The organism is Streptococcus salivarius, from assembly GCF_000785515.1.
GTDB classification, from domain to species: domain Bacteria; phylum Bacillota; class Bacilli; order Lactobacillales; family Streptococcaceae; genus Streptococcus; species Streptococcus salivarius.
The window spans coordinates 1772101-1789524 of record NZ_CP009913.1; the positions used below are offsets into that span (position 1 = coordinate 1772101).

At 41.5% G+C, this 17424-nt stretch carries 16 protein-coding genes; 3 read left to right on the forward strand and 13 right to left on the reverse strand.

Going from position 1 to position 17424, the window contains the following annotated elements:
* Positions 1 to 9: 9 nt before the first annotated feature.
* The 11 genes from trpA to SSAL8618_RS08140 form a co-directional block, all read right to left on the reverse strand.
* Positions 10 to 792: a tryptophan synthase subunit alpha gene (trpA, locus tag SSAL8618_RS08090; protein ID WP_022496115.1), complete on the reverse strand. Its 783-nt coding sequence runs from the start codon at positions 790 to 792 to the stop codon at positions 10 to 12.
* Positions 793 to 795: 3 nt separating this feature from the next.
* On the reverse strand, positions 796 to 2004 hold the full coding sequence (gene trpB, locus SSAL8618_RS08095) for a tryptophan synthase subunit beta (protein ID WP_022496114.1): 1209 nt from the start codon (positions 2002 to 2004) through the stop codon (positions 796 to 798).
* Entirely contained in the window at positions 2001 to 2582 is a 582-nt protein-coding gene (locus SSAL8618_RS08100; protein ID WP_037611884.1) for a phosphoribosylanthranilate isomerase, read from the reverse strand. Before SSAL8618_RS08100 ends, trpB begins: the two co-directional genes overlap by 4 nt.
* A complete protein-coding gene (gene trpC / locus SSAL8618_RS08105; RefSeq protein WP_022496113.1) occupies positions 2569 to 3336 on the reverse strand; it encodes an indole-3-glycerol phosphate synthase TrpC in 768 nt (255 codons plus the stop codon). Before trpC ends, SSAL8618_RS08100 begins: the two co-directional genes overlap by 14 nt.
* Positions 3333 to 4337 (reverse strand): anthranilate phosphoribosyltransferase, encoded by a 1005-nt coding sequence (gene trpD / locus SSAL8618_RS08110; RefSeq protein ID WP_014634922.1) that lies wholly within the window; start codon positions 4335 to 4337, stop codon positions 3333 to 3335. Before trpD ends, trpC begins: the two co-directional genes overlap by 4 nt.
* 90 nt (positions 4338 to 4427) lie before the next feature.
* Positions 4428 to 4994 carry an aminodeoxychorismate/anthranilate synthase component II gene (locus tag SSAL8618_RS08115; protein ID WP_022496112.1) on the reverse strand — a complete coding sequence of 189 codons (567 nt, stop codon included), beginning with the start codon at positions 4992 to 4994 and terminating at the stop codon, positions 4428 to 4430.
* On the reverse strand, positions 4991 to 6346 hold the full coding sequence (gene trpE, locus SSAL8618_RS08120) for an anthranilate synthase component I (RefSeq protein ID WP_038676622.1): 1356 nt from the start codon (positions 6344 to 6346) through the stop codon (positions 4991 to 4993). The genes SSAL8618_RS08115 and trpE overlap by 4 nt, the downstream gene beginning before the upstream one ends.
* 78 nt (positions 6347 to 6424) lie before the next feature.
* Positions 6425 to 6703: a chorismate mutase gene (locus tag SSAL8618_RS08125; protein ID WP_038676624.1), complete on the reverse strand. Its 279-nt coding sequence runs from the start codon at positions 6701 to 6703 to the stop codon at positions 6425 to 6427.
* Between the two features lie 594 nt (positions 6704 to 7297).
* The gene (locus tag SSAL8618_RS08130; protein ID WP_014634923.1) at positions 7298 to 7648 is read right to left on the reverse strand and encodes a PBECR3 domain-containing polyvalent protein; all 351 of its coding nucleotides are present in this window, start codon (positions 7646 to 7648) and stop codon (positions 7298 to 7300) included.
* A 93-nt stretch (positions 7649 to 7741) separates the two neighbouring features.
* Positions 7742 to 10090, reverse strand: coding sequence for a cation-translocating P-type ATPase (locus tag SSAL8618_RS08135; RefSeq protein ID WP_038676626.1), 2349 nt, complete (start codon positions 10088 to 10090; stop codon positions 7742 to 7744).
* Positions 10091 to 10253: 163 nt separating this feature from the next.
* Positions 10254 to 10763, reverse strand: coding sequence for a hypothetical protein (locus SSAL8618_RS08140; protein ID WP_037611888.1), 510 nt, complete (start codon positions 10761 to 10763; stop codon positions 10254 to 10256).
* A 302-nt stretch (positions 10764 to 11065) separates the two neighbouring features.
* Between SSAL8618_RS08140 and SSAL8618_RS08145 the strand changes: the two genes are divergently transcribed.
* On the forward strand, positions 11066 to 11365 hold the full coding sequence (locus SSAL8618_RS08145) for a YbaB/EbfC family nucleoid-associated protein (RefSeq protein WP_038676628.1): 300 nt from the start codon (positions 11066 to 11068) through the stop codon (positions 11363 to 11365).
* Positions 11366 to 11484: 119 nt separating this feature from the next.
* Here SSAL8618_RS08145 and SSAL8618_RS08150 read toward each other — a convergent pair whose 3' ends face one another.
* On the reverse strand, positions 11485 to 12102 hold the full coding sequence (locus SSAL8618_RS08150; protein WP_038676630.1) for a hypothetical protein: 618 nt from the start codon (positions 12100 to 12102) through the stop codon (positions 11485 to 11487).
* A 1103-nt stretch (positions 12103 to 13205) separates the two neighbouring features.
* Here SSAL8618_RS08150 and SSAL8618_RS08155 point away from each other — a divergent pair.
* Together SSAL8618_RS08155 and SSAL8618_RS08160 are read left to right on the forward strand one after the other, a co-directional pair.
* On the forward strand, positions 13206 to 13907 hold the full coding sequence (locus SSAL8618_RS08155) for an ABC transporter ATP-binding protein (RefSeq protein ID WP_038676632.1): 702 nt from the start codon (positions 13206 to 13208) through the stop codon (positions 13905 to 13907).
* 14 nt (positions 13908 to 13921) lie between these two features.
* Positions 13922 to 16540 (forward strand): FtsX-like permease family protein, encoded by a 2619-nt coding sequence (locus tag SSAL8618_RS08160; RefSeq protein WP_038676634.1) that lies wholly within the window; start codon positions 13922 to 13924, stop codon positions 16538 to 16540.
* Positions 16541 to 16591: 51 nt separating this feature from the next.
* On the opposite strand, the gene SSAL8618_RS08165 is transcribed toward SSAL8618_RS08160, so the two are convergent.
* Positions 16592 to 17320 (reverse strand): MerR family transcriptional regulator, encoded by a 729-nt coding sequence (locus tag SSAL8618_RS08165; protein ID WP_038676637.1) that lies wholly within the window; start codon positions 17318 to 17320, stop codon positions 16592 to 16594.
* Between the last annotated feature and the right edge of the window lie 104 nt (positions 17321 to 17424).

A 17424-nucleotide genomic window follows, 5' to 3' on the forward strand; every position in this document is an offset into this window, starting at 1 on the left:
TATCATCTGCTATTTTTCAAAGTGTGAACCGAATGTAACAAATTCAGCGACTTCTTCTTCCTTACCGTCGTGGAGGTCACGGACAATTTTTGATCCCACGATAACACCGTCTGACACAACGTTAAAACGTTTGATGTCTTCCTCTGTTGACACACCGAAACCTGTGAGAACTGGAATGTCAGCATGCGCAGTCAAGTTAGCCAAGTGTTTATCAAGGTCATCACGGTAATTACCAGTCTTACCAGTAACGCCATTGATGGCAACGGCGTAGATAAAGCCTTCTGCACCATCAATCAACTGTTTCTGACGGTCAATACCTGTAGTCAAGCTTACCAAAGGCACGAGAGCAATATCACTGTCTTTCAAATATGGGGTAATAAAGTCAGCATGCTCGTCTGGCAAATCAGGAATAATGAGCCCCTTGACAGATGTCTCTGCAAGATCCTTAACAAAGGCTTCGATACCATATTGATAAACTGGGTTGATGTAGGTCATGATAACCAAGGGTACCTGTGTTTTTTGTTCTTGAAGCTTCTTGATAATAGCTGTCAAAGTCACATCTTTAGCCAAACTACGTTGTCCTGCTAGTTCAATAACGGGACCATCGGCCACAGGGTCTGACCATGGAATACCCACCTCAATAGCTGAGACACCACTATTTTCTAAGAGAGCGATAGTCTCAAAGAGCCCGTCTAGACCTTTAGCGTGGTCACCAGCCATGATATAAGGTACGAAAATACCGCGTTTACTGTCTTTGATAGCTTGTAGGTGTTTTGTTAGTGTTTTTGTCATGGTTTATTTCCCTTCTGCTTCAGCTTCGAAACGTTCTTTAACCTGCATAACGTCCTTGTCCCCACGACCTGAGAGGCAGACAATGAGGCTTTGGTCTGGCGACATCTTAGCTGCCACTTTTTGCGCAAGCGCAATGGCATGGCTAGACTCAAGGGCAGGGATAATACCTTCTAAACGTGACAGAAGTTTGAAGCCTTCGAGAGCTTCTTCATCTGTGATAGAGTCGTAAGTCGCACGTCCAATTTCGTTGAAATAAGAGTGCTCAGGACCAACCCCTGGGTAGTCCAGACCAGCTGAGATAGAGAAGGCTTCCATGATTTGACCATGAGCATCTTGGAGAACATCCATAAGCGCTCCGTGAAGAATACCTGGACGGCCTTTGGCAAAGGTTGCGGCATGTTTTTCAGTATCAAGCCCCAAACCAGAAGCCTCAGCACCATACATGGCTACTGATTTATCATTAACAAATGGGTAGAACATACCGATAGCATTTGAACCACCACCGATACAAGCCATTACAGCATCAGGCAATTTACCGCCAGAAATCTCTGCATATTGGCGCTTGGCCTCACGACCGATGACAGATTGGAAGTCACGAACAATTTCTGGGAATGGTGCAGGACCAAGGGCTGATCCCATGATGTAGTGCGTATCCTCGATACCTGCAACCCAAGCACGAAGAGCAGCATTTACAGCGTCCTTAAGCACGCGCGAACCATCTGTCACACTAAATACCTTGGCACCAAGCAATTCCATACGGAAAACGTTAAGCGCCTGACGTTTAACATCTTCCTCACCCATATAGATTGTACAATCCATGTCGAAAAGGGCTGCGGCTGTCGCTGTTGCAACACCGTGTTGACCTGCACCCGTTTCAGCGATGATTTTCTTCTTGCCCATACGTTTGGCAAGCAAAACTTGACCAAGGGCATTATTAATCTTGTGGGCACCTGTGTGGTTAAGGTCCTCACGTTTAAGATAAATTTGCGCTCCACCAATATAATCGGTCAAACGTTTGGCGTGGTAAAGAGGTGTTTCACGTCCCACATAGTTTTTGAGGAGGTCATCCAATTCCGCTTGGAAACTTGGATCTTCCTTGGCTTCACGATAGGCCTTGTCCAATTCAATAACGGCTGTCATCAGCGTTTCTGGAACGAACTGACCACCGAATTTTCCGTAAAATCCTTTTGCATCAGGTTGTTGATATGTCATGCTTTCACTCTTTCTATAAATGCTTTAATCTTGTCTAAATCTTTGTGACCATCTGTCTCGACACCTGAGGACACATCTAAGGCATAGGGGTGGAAAGTCTCCTTGGCCTCTGCCACATTGTCCACAGTTAAGCCACCAGCGATGAAATAATCCTGCTCAATCTGCTTATCAGCCAAAAGCTGCCAGTCAAAAGTCTGACCGCTACCAGCAATGGGAGCATCAAAGAGAAGATAATCCGCCTGGCTCTTGACTTGAGAATCACTATCTGAAATCTGAATAGCTCGAATAACTGGTACTGAAATCTTTGGAATCAGGTCTTCATCAAAAGTTCCATGAATCTGAACGATATCTAAGGGAACCTGACCAATTGCTTCTTCCAGTTCCTCAAGACTTGGTGAAACAAAGACACCAACGATTTTTGTCTGACCAGTCACCCCTTTAGCCAGCTCGCGAGCTTGTTCAAGACTCACTTGACGCTTGCTCTTGGCGAACACAAAGCCAATGTAGTCAGCACCTGCTTCAACTGCAGTTGCCACTGCTTCTGGTGTCGATAGTCCACAAATTTTAACCTTTGTCAATTTGCAACTCCTTGACCTTTTCAGCCACATTTTCAGCTGTCATAAGGGCAGTTCCTACTAGAATCCCATTAAAATATGGGGCAATTAAGGCAGCATCCTGACCTGTAAAAATAGCCGACTCAGAAATATAAACAGGCTTGTCCTTGAAATGCGTTGATAACTCAAGACTGGTGTTGATATCTGTCTCAAAAGTGACCAAATTACGGTTGTTAACGCCGATAATCTCAGCACCAATACGATGAGCAACTTCCAATTCTGGCAGATTATGCGTTTCAACCAAGACTTCCAAGCCAAGGCTTGTCGCAAAATCGTAGAGCTCCTTGAGGCGAGCCTCTGGCAAGGCGGCTACAATCAAGAGAATGACTGTCGCACCCGCATTACGACTACGCACAATCTGTTTCTCATCAATAATGAAGTCCTTAGCCAAGGTTGGAATAGCCACCTGTGACGAAATTTCTTTCAAATAGGAAATATCACCCTTGAAGAAAACCTCATCTGTCAAAACAGAAATCATGGCTGCACCATTTTCTTCATAGGTCTTGGCCTGAGCCACAATATCCACATCTAGGTTAATATCACCCATACTTGGACTAGCTTTTTTCACTTCAGAAATAATTTGCAGCTTGTTTTGATTTGACTTGAGAAAATCATAAAGACGATAGGTCTGACGTAAGGGCTGCAAGTCTTCCATGACCAACTGGGCCACTTCTTTTTCTTTTTGTTCTAAGATTGTTGGGAGAAAGGCTTTACTCATACTTGTACCTCTTGGAGTTGGCGAAGTTTCTCTAGGGCTGAGCCGTCCGCAATCAATTGACGAGCAAGCTCAACACCTTCCTTAATAGTCTCAACCTTACCATTGGCAAAGAAGCCTAGACCTGCATTAAGCACTGTTGTTTCAAGATAAGGACTAGCTTCATTTTTCAAGACACTAAGGAGAATCTCTGCATTTTCCTTGGCATCGCCACCTGTGATGTCAGACAACTCAACCTTTTCCATACCCAAATCTTCATAAGTGAAAGTGTGCTGGCTGATGTGACCATCTTCCAAAAGGGTGTAGGTGTTAGTGCCATAGAGGGCAGCTTCGTCCATATTGTCAGGACCTGTGATAATAACCGCACGTTTACGTCCCAACTGTTGAATAGCATTAGCAACAATCTCCTGCAATTCCACACGATAGAGCCCCATGAGTTGTGTCTCAAGGTCAAGTGGATTAGCCAGTGGCCCAACCAAGTTCATAATCGTTGGAATCCCAAGAGCTTGGCGAGCTGGACCGATAAAACGCATAGCTGGGTGCATGGTTTGGGCAAAGATAAAGGCCAAACCAACCTCGTCAAGTGCTTTAGATAGGGTTTCTGGTGATGCCGCAACGTTGATTCCAAGGGCTTCAAGGACGTCTGCCGAACCAGATTTAGAGGAAATCGAACGGTTACCAGCCTTGGCCATACGGATACCACCCGCTGCTAGGACAAAGCAAACAGTAGTCGAAATGTTAAAGCTATAAGACTGGTCCCCACCAGTTCCACAGTTACACATAGCATCTGTGAAGGTCTCAGGCAAGACAGTCGCATGTGATTTGAGGGCACGCACAATACCTGTGATTTCGTCTGCTGTTTCCCCCTTAGTCTTAAGCCCCATAAGGAAGGCAGCAATTTGGCTTTCTGAGACTTCATTTTTGAGAATGCGGTCAAAGACTGCTTGGACTTGGTCTTGAGACAAGTCTTGGCGGTTTGAGATTTGTAGAAATATTTCTTTCATATCTGTTTTCCTTTTAAAAACTGTTCAATATTTTCTGATGCACGATGAGAGTTTTTGAGCGTAGACAAATCTAGTCCAAAGACTGTCCAACTAGCCTGCAACGATTTTTACGAAATTTTCAACCATCTTAAGCCCATCTGGACTTCCAATGCTTTCTGGGTGATATTGCAAACCGTAAATAGGTAGCTCCTTATGTTGAATGGCCATGATTTCTTGATCATCAGTTGTGATAGCTGTCACATCAAAGCCCTCTGGCATTTGGTCAACAACGATGGAATGGTAACGCATGATTGGGACATCATTGTCGATATCCTTGAAAATAGGTGATGGCGTTTCAAAAGTGATGTTACTTTGTTTCCCATGCATGACATTCTTAGCCAAGCCGAGTTGACCACCAAAAGTTTCTGCAATAGCCTGATGCCCCAAGCAAATTCCCATCATCGGTTTTTTACCAGCGAAATCCTTAATCAAGGCTTCCATTTTACCCGCATCAGCTGGCCAACCCGGACCCGGTGAAAAGACAAGCCCGTCAGCTTTTTCCGCCTCTTCATAGAGGTTCTCATCATCGTTACGCAAGACCTTTACCTCTGTAAATGTCCCTAGGTATTGTGCCAAATTATAGGTAAAAGAGTCATAGTTATCAACTAATAAAATCATTGGGCATCTCCTATTCTTGTCATAGCTTTCGCCTTGTTAATCGTTTCGTAAAATTCATTTTCAGGAACACTATCGTAAACAACACCTGCACCTGCTTGAACATAGGCTTTTTGATTTTTGAGAATCATGGTACGGATAGCAATGGCAAAGTCCATATCTCCTGTCGCAGACAGATAACCAATAGCTCCCGCATAAATACCACGTTTTTCCTGCTCAAGCTCATAGATACGACGCATGGCACGAATCTTAGGTGCTCCTGACACGGTTCCAGCTGGAAGGGTTGATTTTAGCGCATCCAGTGCTGTCAATTCCGGCAAGAGTTGTCCCTTAACCACACTGGTAAGGTGCATCACATAGCGGAAATACTCAACTTCCATATACTTGGTCACCTTGACCGTACCATTTTTAGCAATCTTACCAATATCATTACGTCCCAAGTCAACCAACATACGGTGTTCCGCAGTTTCTTTGACATCATGTGAGAGTTCATCTGCCAAAGCAGCGTCTTCCGCCTCATTGGTACCACGAGGGCGAGTTCCAGCAATCGGATTGGTTACCACCTCTCCATTTTTCACTGAAACCAAGCTCTCTGGGCTAGCACCAATCACCTGATAATCTCCAAAATCGTAGAAATAAAGGTAGTTTGATGGGTTGGTCACACGCAAGTTACGGTAGTAATCCAAAGGATCTCCCTCAAAGTCCGCTGAAAAGCGTTGGCTAAGCACACATTGGAACATATCTCCCTCACGAATAAGTTTCTTGGCCTTAGCCACCATATCCATGAAGACTTCTTTTTCGATATGATTTGAAAATTGCAAGGCTTGCAAGGCTTGAGGTGTAAACTCGTTTGGCGCCTGAGTCTGGAGATTGGTTACCACCTGACCAAGAGCTTGACGCACCGCATCGTTGTCACGACCAGAGTAGATATTGTCCTCAACCACATAGACCTTTTCCTTCTTGTGGTCAAAAATCAAATAAGACTCATAGATGAAGAAATGCATATCAGGTGTACCAATCGTATCTTCAGGAATCTCACCGATATTTTCATAGAGACTAATCATGTCATAGCCTGCAAACCCGATAGCACCACCTGCGAAAGGTAGGTCAGACTTGATGCCCTTTACTGTTACTTGGTCCAAGTATTCGAAAGGATCTTGATCAATAGCCTTACCATTTTCATAAAGAACACCATCCTTGAAGGTTACTTCAAAGACCGGATTGTAGGCAACAATAGAAAAACGTGCATTTTCCTTCTCACGAGGAATAGATTCAAGGATAACCTTGTGTTCCCCCTGAACACGCATATAAGCCAAGATTGGTGTTAAGGTATCGGCTGGTAAAATTTTTCTCATAATATTTCCTTTCAAACTGGTTTATCGAGAGTAATAAGACTGATGCAAGGCTCCTTTATAGGATGTATTGGCACCATATTATTCTTTGTTCACTTTCTCTTCCAAAGCAATAAATGCTTTAATCATGCTTCTCCAAACACATTCAGCCACATCTGGCGATAAGCCAAGCTCTAGTGCCTCCTTGCGACGGTTAGCTATGACTTGAGCAACACGATCATTCGCCCAGACTGCGGAATTATCTCCTTTTGGCTTCAGCCGCCCTGCCTTTTCCACAAGTATTTGACGTTGGGCCAGGAGTCGAATTAACTGACTATCAATATTATCAATATCACTTCGAATATCGTTTAATGCATCCATAATACCCAACCTTTCATTGAATAATGAAATAATACTTCCTTAAGGTAAATAGACCTTTAAAGATAAAAGTAAACAAAAAACCTCACAGAGAAAAACTCTGTGAGGGCATTAAATCTAGTTTAACACGGTACCACCTCAGTTAATGGTCTCCAAAAAAACGACCATCATCTCTATCTCCTCTAACAAGGAGTTGCACGGTAAGGGGTGCCAACCGAGAAGAATATGTATTACCTTCTCATTATCATCCAATCAGCCCAATGTTCGCTCATCTCGATTACCTACTCACAATCACCGCAGGCTCCCTGAAAATCTAAGACCAGTTACTTTCTGATTTACTAACTATTGTACTCCTTTTTAGAGGGATGTCAAGAATTTTCTGTTAATTTTGACAATTCCTCCCTTATAAGATTCGTCTATACCTAATTCAGAGAGTGAGATAGTCTTGTCACCACACTTTACAAAATAAAAAAGACCCCAAAAGGGACTTCTTGGTTTGATAAACAACGGCAGGGTGACAGTCCTGCATCTCTTTCAGACCCGAAGGTGCGGCGGCTGCCTCTTCCGCCCTCGTTGTTATTTCTTACCTATATTATATCACATTTTCTTAGCTCTACCAGCATTTAGATAATTTTTCAGCTTAGAATCTTTAATCACAAACATGGTACGGACATTAAGTTTATCACATAATCTGACCGCTACCAGAACATTACCATCAATACGTTTTATATATTCCAAGGACTGGCCATTAGGATGGCGACCGATATAGTCCGGATGAGCAATAATCTCTGGAATACGTTCATAGGTGGCATCAAAATCACTGAATTCCTGGCGATGTTTTTCCATATGCTTCTTACGTTGTGCAGACAGCGTGATTTCTTCACCAGGCTTGTAGTCCAAATCAAAAGCTTTAATGACTTTTGGCGTCAAGTGCCCTACTGTTTTCATGCCTCTATTGTACCATACCTCATACACATCAAGGCCTTTCCTACTGTTGAGGTATCAAAAAACTCAAGCCTGTTACCAAGCTCGAGTTTTGACTTATGCTTTTTGGAAAGCTCCTTGTTTGTAGCTAATCCAGAAGAAAAGCGGTGTACAGATAGCCATTGCTACCAGATAGATTGGTAAGGTGTAGCTATTAAGTGTCGAAATTTCAATCACATCTCGAAGATAGTAAGAGCTGATTAAGAAACCAAAGACTGAGTAAATAATCAAGGCCACACGTCCCTTATTCAACGGGATACAAGCACGAATAACGGCAAGGACACCCGTTGATCCCATCATATAGTAAGACAGCGTCAGCATGTCCGTATTGCTCATGCCAAGATAGACCTGAGATAGATGGAAAATAAGAACACTGATAACCAGCATCAAGGCATTAGGAATAGATAACTGGAGCGAACGTCTGAGGAAATGTTTCTCAACAGGTCGAATATTACGTTCGAAGGTCAAAATAAATGGTGGAAGACCCTCGATAAATTGCCCCGCTAAAGTCATCTGAACCTGAATGAATGGGAAGACCAAGAGGTACTCTGCCTTTCCAAAAACAATACTGGCAATACAGATAAGTCCCAAAAGGAAGGAATAAACCGTTTTGATGAGGAAAATAGGTGCAATGTGGGCAATATTATTAACCACACGACGTCCCTCAAATAGAATTTCAGGAATATCCTTAAACTCCGAATCCATAAGCACCAAGTTGGCAATCTGACGAGTAGCGGGATCCCCTTCAGCCATAACAATCGAACAGTCCGCTTCACGTAGTGCCAAGATATCGTTGACACCGTCACCAGTCATAGCTGTGGTATGCCCATTGGCATTAAGCGTTTGGATTAACAACTTCTTCTGATGTGGAGATACGCGGCCAAAGATTGCCGTATCTTCAGCCAAAGCCTCCAACTCCTCATCACTGACCTTAGAACAGTCAATATAGCTTTGATAATCCGCAAAACCAGCCTGGTGTGCAATATGAGAAACCGTCACCGGATTGTCACCAGAAATAATCTTCAGCGTCACATCTTCTGAACGTAGATATTCTAAAGTTTCTGCAGCATCCTCACGAATAGGATCGGCAATTTCAAGTAAAGTCAAGGCTTCAACGTCATTAGGCAAACTCATGGTCTCTGTATCAACCGCTGACTGACTCCATGCCAAAATCAAAACACGAGAACCACGAGCCTGAGCCTGATCGACTGCTTTTGGATTTTCCTTAAGAAGCATCTCGGGTGCTCCCAAAAAGAGAGTTCCAAGCCCATCAACGCTCACAGCACCCCATTTACGATCACTTGAAAATGGAATAACGTCGCCCACCTGATAATGATGTTCCAGACCTTCATAGGCATTTCGAATCGCCTGGGCTGTTGCGTTTTTATCCTTGCTATGCTGCATATAAGCCGCAAGCAAGCGCTCCAACTCCTCTTTCGTAAAACGCTCTGATAGTAGTTCCAGACCCTTAACGGTCATCTTTCCTTGTGTAATCGTCCCTGTCTTATCTAAACAAAGCACATCGACACGTGCCAAGGTTTCGACAGAGTACATCTCTTGCACCAGGATATGCTTCATTCCAAGCTTAATAACAGCCGTTAAAAGAGAGGTAATTGTCAGAAGGGCAATCCCTTTAGGCAACATTCCCAAAAGAGCTGTCGAACTAGTAACTACCGACTCTTGAAGAGAGAGCTGTTTAATCAAGTAAGCCTCAAAAAAGAGCGCAAGCCCAAACGGTATCACAATCTTGCCCGTAAACTTAGCAATCTTATCCATATTATAGAGGATACGTGACACGATTGGCTTATGCGTCTTGGCCTCTAGCATGAGTTTATTGGCGTAATTGTCCTCGGCTATGTTAATAACCTTAGCATAAACTTGACCACTTACAAGGTAAGAACCCGAGAGCAACTCCTTCCCATCCTTCTTGAGAATAAGGTCACTCTCACCCGTCAGCATAGCCTCGTTGAGCTCAGCCATCCCATCAACAACCACGGCATCACTAGGCACCTGTTCACCCGCAGACAAGAGCATGATATCATCCAGGACAATATCCTGAGGATTAATAGAAGTCACCTCACCATCACGCACCACACGGATCTGATCCTTATTCATGAGATTGAGCTTATCAATCATGCGACGGGCACGCAACTCTGTCATCATCCCCGTAAAGGCATTAAGCACAATGATTCCGAAGAAAAAGAGATTCGACCAAGCCTGAACAGCAATCAAGGCCACAAAAATAGCAAAATTGAGCATATTAAAGGAGTTAAAGACATTACGCCTAAAAATCTCCCAGTTGCTGGAGCCAGTTTTTGCTTTAAAATGATTTGTTTTACCGGCATCTATCCGCCGCTTGACCTCCACCTGCGTCAAGCCTTGTAACTGTTTTTTCATAACTTTCATAGTAGCATAAAAATGAGGTGTTTTCAAAGGTTAGCCGTCATGGATAGCCAGGAAATAGACCTATTATATCGAACCGCTCTCCCGACTATTTCACTCAACCTAAACTACTTTCAAATAGCAAAGGCAGGAGTCCCTACAAAACACTTCTATGCTATCCTTTTCTCTAGTTAAACCTACTTTGGTAAATTAAATTAAACAACCACTGAAGATTGATTAATGGTTTTGCTTGAGCATCAATCACTGGTTGGACGGTCTCTCTAATTTCTTTTAGGACTTTTCGTTGATTATATTTAATAGTATGATAACGTTTGTCAAAAGCATGTTGGATAGAAAAATGACGATTAAGAAGATACTTATCATCTGATTCCGAATGAAAAAATAGAACGCCATTTGTAAAACTTAATATAGATGTTTTCGTTCCTTTTTCTCTAGTTATTGCGTACGATCCGTCATCATCATAGCTAATACCATCTATTTCCGGTGTATAGGCCCAACCCATATTTTCCATCAGCATAATGATGTCCGGCTCTGTCCCCTCCTTATGAGGAATATGCTGAGCATAATAAACAGAGTTAAATTTTATATTAATAAAAGTAAATAGGCTCATTCCTAAGACTGTATACAGCCCTATAATTAGTCCTACAAAAATCGCTAAAATATTTCTTTTTTGCATCCTTATCTTCTCTTTCTTTTTTATCTCCAATCGAATTTTGACTGGATTAACAATAAACCATTGTACAGTATTTATCACAAGTCTTACAATTTAATGATTTGTACTTGCTCAAACATTTGTTATGAATATGAAAAAATCAAGTCTTTATAAATTTCTCCAATGCCTCTCCCCACTTTGTCAATCAAGCTAAACATGGTATAATAGTTAAGATTTTTATACTACTTATTTCTGGTCAGAAGTGGGCAGTAAAATTTAAGAAACAGGGGCTAATCCCTTGATATGAAAGGAATCTAGAATCTATTATGATGAACATGCAGAACATGATGAAGCAAGCTCAAAAGCTTCAGAAACAAATGGAAAAAAGCCAAGCTGAATTGGCTGCTACAACCTTCACTGGAAAATCAGCACAAGACTTAGTTGTTGCTGAATTAACTGGTGACAAAAAAGTGGTTAACATCACTTTCTCTGATGCTGTCGTGGATCCTGATGATGTGGAAACACTTCAAGATATGACTGTTCAAGCACTTAACAATGCTCTTGGACAAATTGATGAAGCGACTAAAAAATCAATGGGTGCCTTTGCAGGTAAATTGCCATTCTAAAAAATAAAAAGGAATCTCGCGGTTCCTTTTTTCTATACACTCATTAAGCAATTCAGTCATAACATACAAAAGACTTGGACAAGAAATCCAAGTCTTTTTGTGATAGTCATATAAAAATTTTATTCTTCAACCAAAGCAAGACCTGACTGTGCGTCTTCTTCATTGGCCAATTTATAGCGATTCTTTTGACCTAAGTAGATGCTCGCTGAATTTAATGAACTTTCTAAAGTAGGGTAATTCACATCTTCGTTCGCTGTTTGGGTAGGTACAGGTCCTGAAATTAATAGCTCATCATCATTCTTGACATAAATCTGGTATTCTCCAACTTCGCTAGTTTGAGCTAAAATCTCATTCAACAAGTCTGGGTCGAGCGTTTGAGCGACGCCATCAACCACTTGATTGGAGTCCTGCTTATGCTCCGACGAATCCACTACTTCAGTGATAACGATGTAATCAGGAGTTTCCTCATCTGAAGTCTTAGATCCTTCAGTTTCTGGCTGTTTTTGTCCAGATGTATCTTGTTTCTTCGTATCTTGAGCTTGCCCATCATGAGTCTTCAATTCCTCATCACTAACGGTTTGAACCTTAGTTTGATTGGCATCTAAATCAAGTTTTGGCGCTTCTTTAACGTCAGCTGAAGCTCCACTGGTACCCATGAATAGAGCTAGAGTCCCCAAAGTAGTAATCAAGCTGATTATTGATTTGCCGATAAAACCATTATTTTTTTTCTTATTCATAAATCCCTCACTATTTGTTTGGTTAGCTCTAACTGGCTAACAACCGAGTCCAATTTGCTGCTGTAGAAGGTAAAAGGTTGATTGAGCTGTTTGACCAACCCTTCACCCAGATAACAATCTTAGCATGCAAAATCCTTGATTTCAAGTATTTCTTTAATTTTTAAGCATTTTAAATAAATGACAACTTCATGTCTTAAAATTGATGACAATCTATTATCAGATTAGCTTTTTTAAGCTATGCAAATGGTAATTTCTTTAAGTAGTACTTAGGGAAACAATACTTGTTTTTTAGACAGATTCTTCAAAAACCACTTTTGCTGACTCATCTCCCCCAAAATTTTATCGGATAGCAAAATTCTGTCCAAACACTTTAAATGTAACTATAAAATAGAATTCTTGAGTAAGAATGTCGAACTCTCAATACCCTAAAATAAGATTAGAAACTAAAGTCCCTCAATTAGTTCAAAGAAAGTTACAACAAAAGGATTTATAAACAACTTTATAAACCACCTCCCAATAAACAACTCATTCTAAAAATGTACATCCCTCATTTAGATATCACATTTTAAGGTAATCACAACTTCTTTAAAAATAACTAACACAAAAAAACGATTACCAAAAGGCCCCTATTTCCCAATGAATAAATTAACCCTTATAGAAAATGTATCCTCCAAATTCAAAAAAATGGCGGTATTCTGGATAGATCCGTGCTCGAAACTATGAAAAACTCTTTATTCATCATCGACTCTGACGCAAAAGCAGATTCCCTATGACAACCCTATTATGAAACATTTACCGACCTAAACTCTCCGACAATGATGTAAATTTGGAAAAACAGTAAATCTACTCAGTAAAAGACTAAAAATAACCTAACTTTATAACTATTTCACCAAATTTTCACCTCACTCAAAGCTCATCTAGAATAGTTTTTTCTCATGTGTAAACGCTTCGCTCAAATTTCTGTCACATGTAAGAAAATCTTATCGTCTTTTAAACCTTTTTTTTGCTTCAAAACCTAGATATTCCAAGGAAAATCCGTTACAATAGAGTACGGAAAGATAGGTAATTATCAGCATCATTATTTTCGTATGAAAGGGAAATTCATGGCTTATATTCAAATGAAGCATAGCTATAAACGCTATAAAACCGGTGATCTGGAAATTATCGCAAACAACGACGTAAGCTTTGATATTGAAAAAGGGGAGCTTGTCGTCATTCTCGGTGCCTCTGGTGCCGGGAAATCAACCGTTCTTAACATCTTGGGTGGTATGGACACCAATGACGAAGGCCGCGTCATTATTGATGGTAAGGATATCTCTGAATACACAGCTAAAGAACTGACAACATATCGTCGTGAGGACGTTGGCTTTGTGTTCCAATTTTACAACTTAGTTTCAAACCTTACGGCCAGGGAAAACGTCGAACTAGCATCTGAAATCGTTCCAAACGCTAAAGATGCTACTCAAACACTCGTCGAAGTCGGTTTGGGAGGCCGCTTAGACAATTTCCCATCACAACTATCTGGTGGGGAGCAACAACGTGTCGCTATTGCACGCGCCGTTGCCAAAAATCCAAAGATTCTTCTTTGTGATGAGCCAACAGGGGCTCTGGATTATCAAACTGGGAAACAAATCCTGACCCTCCTTCAAGAAATGGCTCGCAAACAGGGAACAACTGTTATTATCGTGACCCATAATGCTTCTCTAGCTCCAATTGCCGATCGTATCATTCGAATGCACGATGCCAAGATTAAGAGTGTGGAACTTAATCCTAATCCACAAAAAATCGAGGACTTGGAATACTAGAAAGGAGCACCGTCATGAAAAAAACAACTTATTGGAAAGATGTTTGGCGAACCTTTGTAGCTTCTAAAGGGCGTATGCTCTCTATTGCCTTACTTATGGCACTGGGATCCTTTGCCTTGATTGGTCTTAAAGTAACTTCTCCTAATATGAAAAAAACTGGGGAACACTTCTTCAAGACGCATCAAACAGCTGACTTGAGCTTAATCAGCACTTACAGTATCAACCAAACCGATCAGGACCTTCTCAATTCGATTAAGAAAAAGAATGTAGACATCGAGTATGGTTATTTCAAAGATGCTGTCATCAAGGGGACGAATACGGCATTTCGTATTTTCTCTAAACCTAAGAAAATCTCTACTTACGACCTTATTGAGGGGAAACTTCCTACTAAGGACGGGGAAATCGCTCTTTCTTCAACCTATAAAGAAGAATATAGCGTCGGAGATAAGATTAACTTTTCTGAGCCAGTAGATAGCTCAGGGCAAAAACAATTAAAGGAACAAACATATACCATTACTGGTTTTGTTAATTCCTCTGAACTTCTCTCTAGGAACCGCCTTGGTAATGCCAGTGCTGGTACGGGGAAACTGGATGGCTATGCCATTGTTCCAGAGACGGACTTCACCTCTAATGATTACATGATTGCCCGCATCCGCTACAAGGATTTAGAAAATGTTAGTCCTTTTAGTGAGGAATACGCAAATAAGATTTCTGAACGAAAGGCTGAACTCAAGGAACTCTTTAAAGACGAACCTGAGAAACGCCTCGCTGAAATCAAGTCACAGTCTCAAGCTCAAATTACTCAAGCTAAACAAGAGCTTGAAACAGCACTCGCACAGACCCAGCAAATGGCTACAAGCAACCCAGCCGAAGCCGCTAACGTCAAAGAAGCTACTACCAAAATTGAAGCCAAGCAAAAAGAACTCGAAGAAAGTCAAGCAATGGTTGATAATTTACCAGCGCCTAGCTATCAATTCTACTCTCGTCGAGAGATTCCGGGTTCTGAGGGATATGTTGCTTATGAAAGTAATATTAACATCATTCACGATGTGAGTAACATCTTCCCTGTCGCTCTCTACTTTATGGCTGCTTTGGTTACCTTTGTAACCATGGGACGCTTTGTTGAAGAGGAACGTGGTAAGGCTGGTATCTTCAACGCCCTAGGCTACAGTAATTCGCGAATTATCCATAAATTCGTCATTTATGGTTTGATAACGAGTATTACTGGTACAACTGCAGGTGTTATTACCGGTCATACACTACTTCCGATTCTAATCCACAATACTTATAAGAGCGATTTGCTGCTTCCTGCTTTCGAGTTGCACTTCTACCTAGGACTTACCCTTGTGGCCTTCCTTTTAGGTCTCTTATCTGCTGTGCTACCTGCCTTTGCGGTTGCCAAGAAAGAGCTCTGGGAAAAACCTTCCCAACTCCTCCTTCCAAAACCACCTCGTGCAGGAGCTAAGATTGTCCTAGAGCGTATCACACCTCTTTGGAAACGTCTCAGCTTTACGGAAAAAGTTACCATGCGTAATATTTTCCGCTATAAGCAACGGATGTTTATGACCCTCTTTGGTGTCGCAGGTTTAGGAATTCGATCTTCTGTATCTAACCTTAACCAGCAACAGTTTGAAGACATCATTCACTATGATATGATTGTTGCCAAGCAACCAAATACGTCAAGTGCTTTGGATGAGGAACTCACTAAACTCCTCGATAGCAAGGACGTTAAAGAATACTTGAATGTCCATTTTGAAACCTTGCAAAAAATTGCCGGTAGCAACAAGGACACCCAAGAAATCTCAACCCTTGTCTTTAACGACCGTGACGATAAACTCGTTGATAGTTACGTTAGCTTGCATGACCGAGACCGTAATAAGACTCTCAAGCTATCTAATGACGGAGCTATTATCTCTGAAAAAATGGCAAAACTCCTAAACCTAAAGGTTGGAGATACCATTACTGTGCAAAACAGTCAGGATGAATCTGTCAAGATTAAAATAGCTGGTATCACTGAAATGTACATGGGGCATTTCCTCTTTATGAATGCTAGCTACTACCAAAAAGCTTTTGGGACACCTTCAGTGAATAATGCCAACCTTGTTACTCTCGCTGAACCAACTAAGCAAAATGTTGAAAATATGGCAGCCAAATTCATCAACTTACCTAATGTTTATGGTGTTGTTCAAAACAACAACCTAAAACTGCAAATCAGTACTATGGTCAATTCATTGACACAGGTTATTGGTATCTTGATTACGGTTTCCATTCTCCTTGCTGTGGTTGTTCTCCATAACCTCACTAACATCAACGTTTCAGAACGTATCCACGAACTTTCAACCGTTAAGGTTCTTGGTTTCTACAATAACGAAGTATCCCTCTATATCTATCGTGAAACCATTTACCTTTCAATCATCGGTATCTTCGTAGGGTTCGGTCTTGGACAGGCACTTCACCATTATATGGTAAGCATCATTCCGCCAGATCGTATCATGTTTGATCCATCTCTCGGATTGGCTACCTACCTTTTACCAGCTGTTCTTATCGGCATAATCCTTATTATCCTTGGCTTCGTCGTCAACAAACGTCTTGCCAAACTTAATATGCTTGAAGCCCTAAGCTCAGTTGAATAAGCTAAAAACGCCTGAGAAGTAATTCTCAAGCGTTTTTTTGTGTTCGATAAATTATTTGGTTTTAGTCTTAGCCAACTCTAGACAGTAGGACTTCACATGACAATGAGGACAAGTCAGCTTACGAGTCCTTGGTGTATGACCTGCAAGAGCAAACTCTTTAGAACTAGGATCAAAGGTCCTATGACAATTAGGACAGAGGTATTCAAACTGCTTTCTATAGTGAAACACCACTAAATTTATGGCTATGATAAATGCGGGGCAGACAACAAACAAACCTCTGGGATCCTTAAAATAATAAATGACAACCAGTAGACCCATCAGATAAAGAAGGGAGGTTAGAATGACACTCCCATACATTCTTAACTGCAAATGACGCCATGATTTTTGATTTTCCATAAGACGTGAAATGTCTGACAAATCTTCCAGCGAAAGTTGATGTCGTTTAGCAGTTGCTTTTTGCAAGTGACGGGCACGTTTTAGTTTGACCTCTATTTCCTCAGAAGACTTTTCCAAGCTTTCAATTTGGTCTGTCAACAACAGCTCTAAAACCTGTTCCCTATTCTCCTCTTGCAAGAGTTTTTGGATTTGTTTGATTGAGAAATCCAAATCTCTTAAGAAACAAATGACTTGCAGTCGTTCCAAGTCTGATTCGTGATAGATTCTCCGACCACCCTCTGTGACTTCAGATGGCGTCAAGATCCCTCGTTGATCATAGTACTGGACAGTCCTAACAGACACTTCTGCTGCTTTAGCCAACTCTCCTGTTGAAAACTGCGACATCTCAGTCACCTCCTTTTAAGATTTTCTATCAAAGAAGGTCTTTCACCACCTTTGATACCTAGATTCTACCTTATAACGCAAGGTAATATGCAAGCTATAACCCT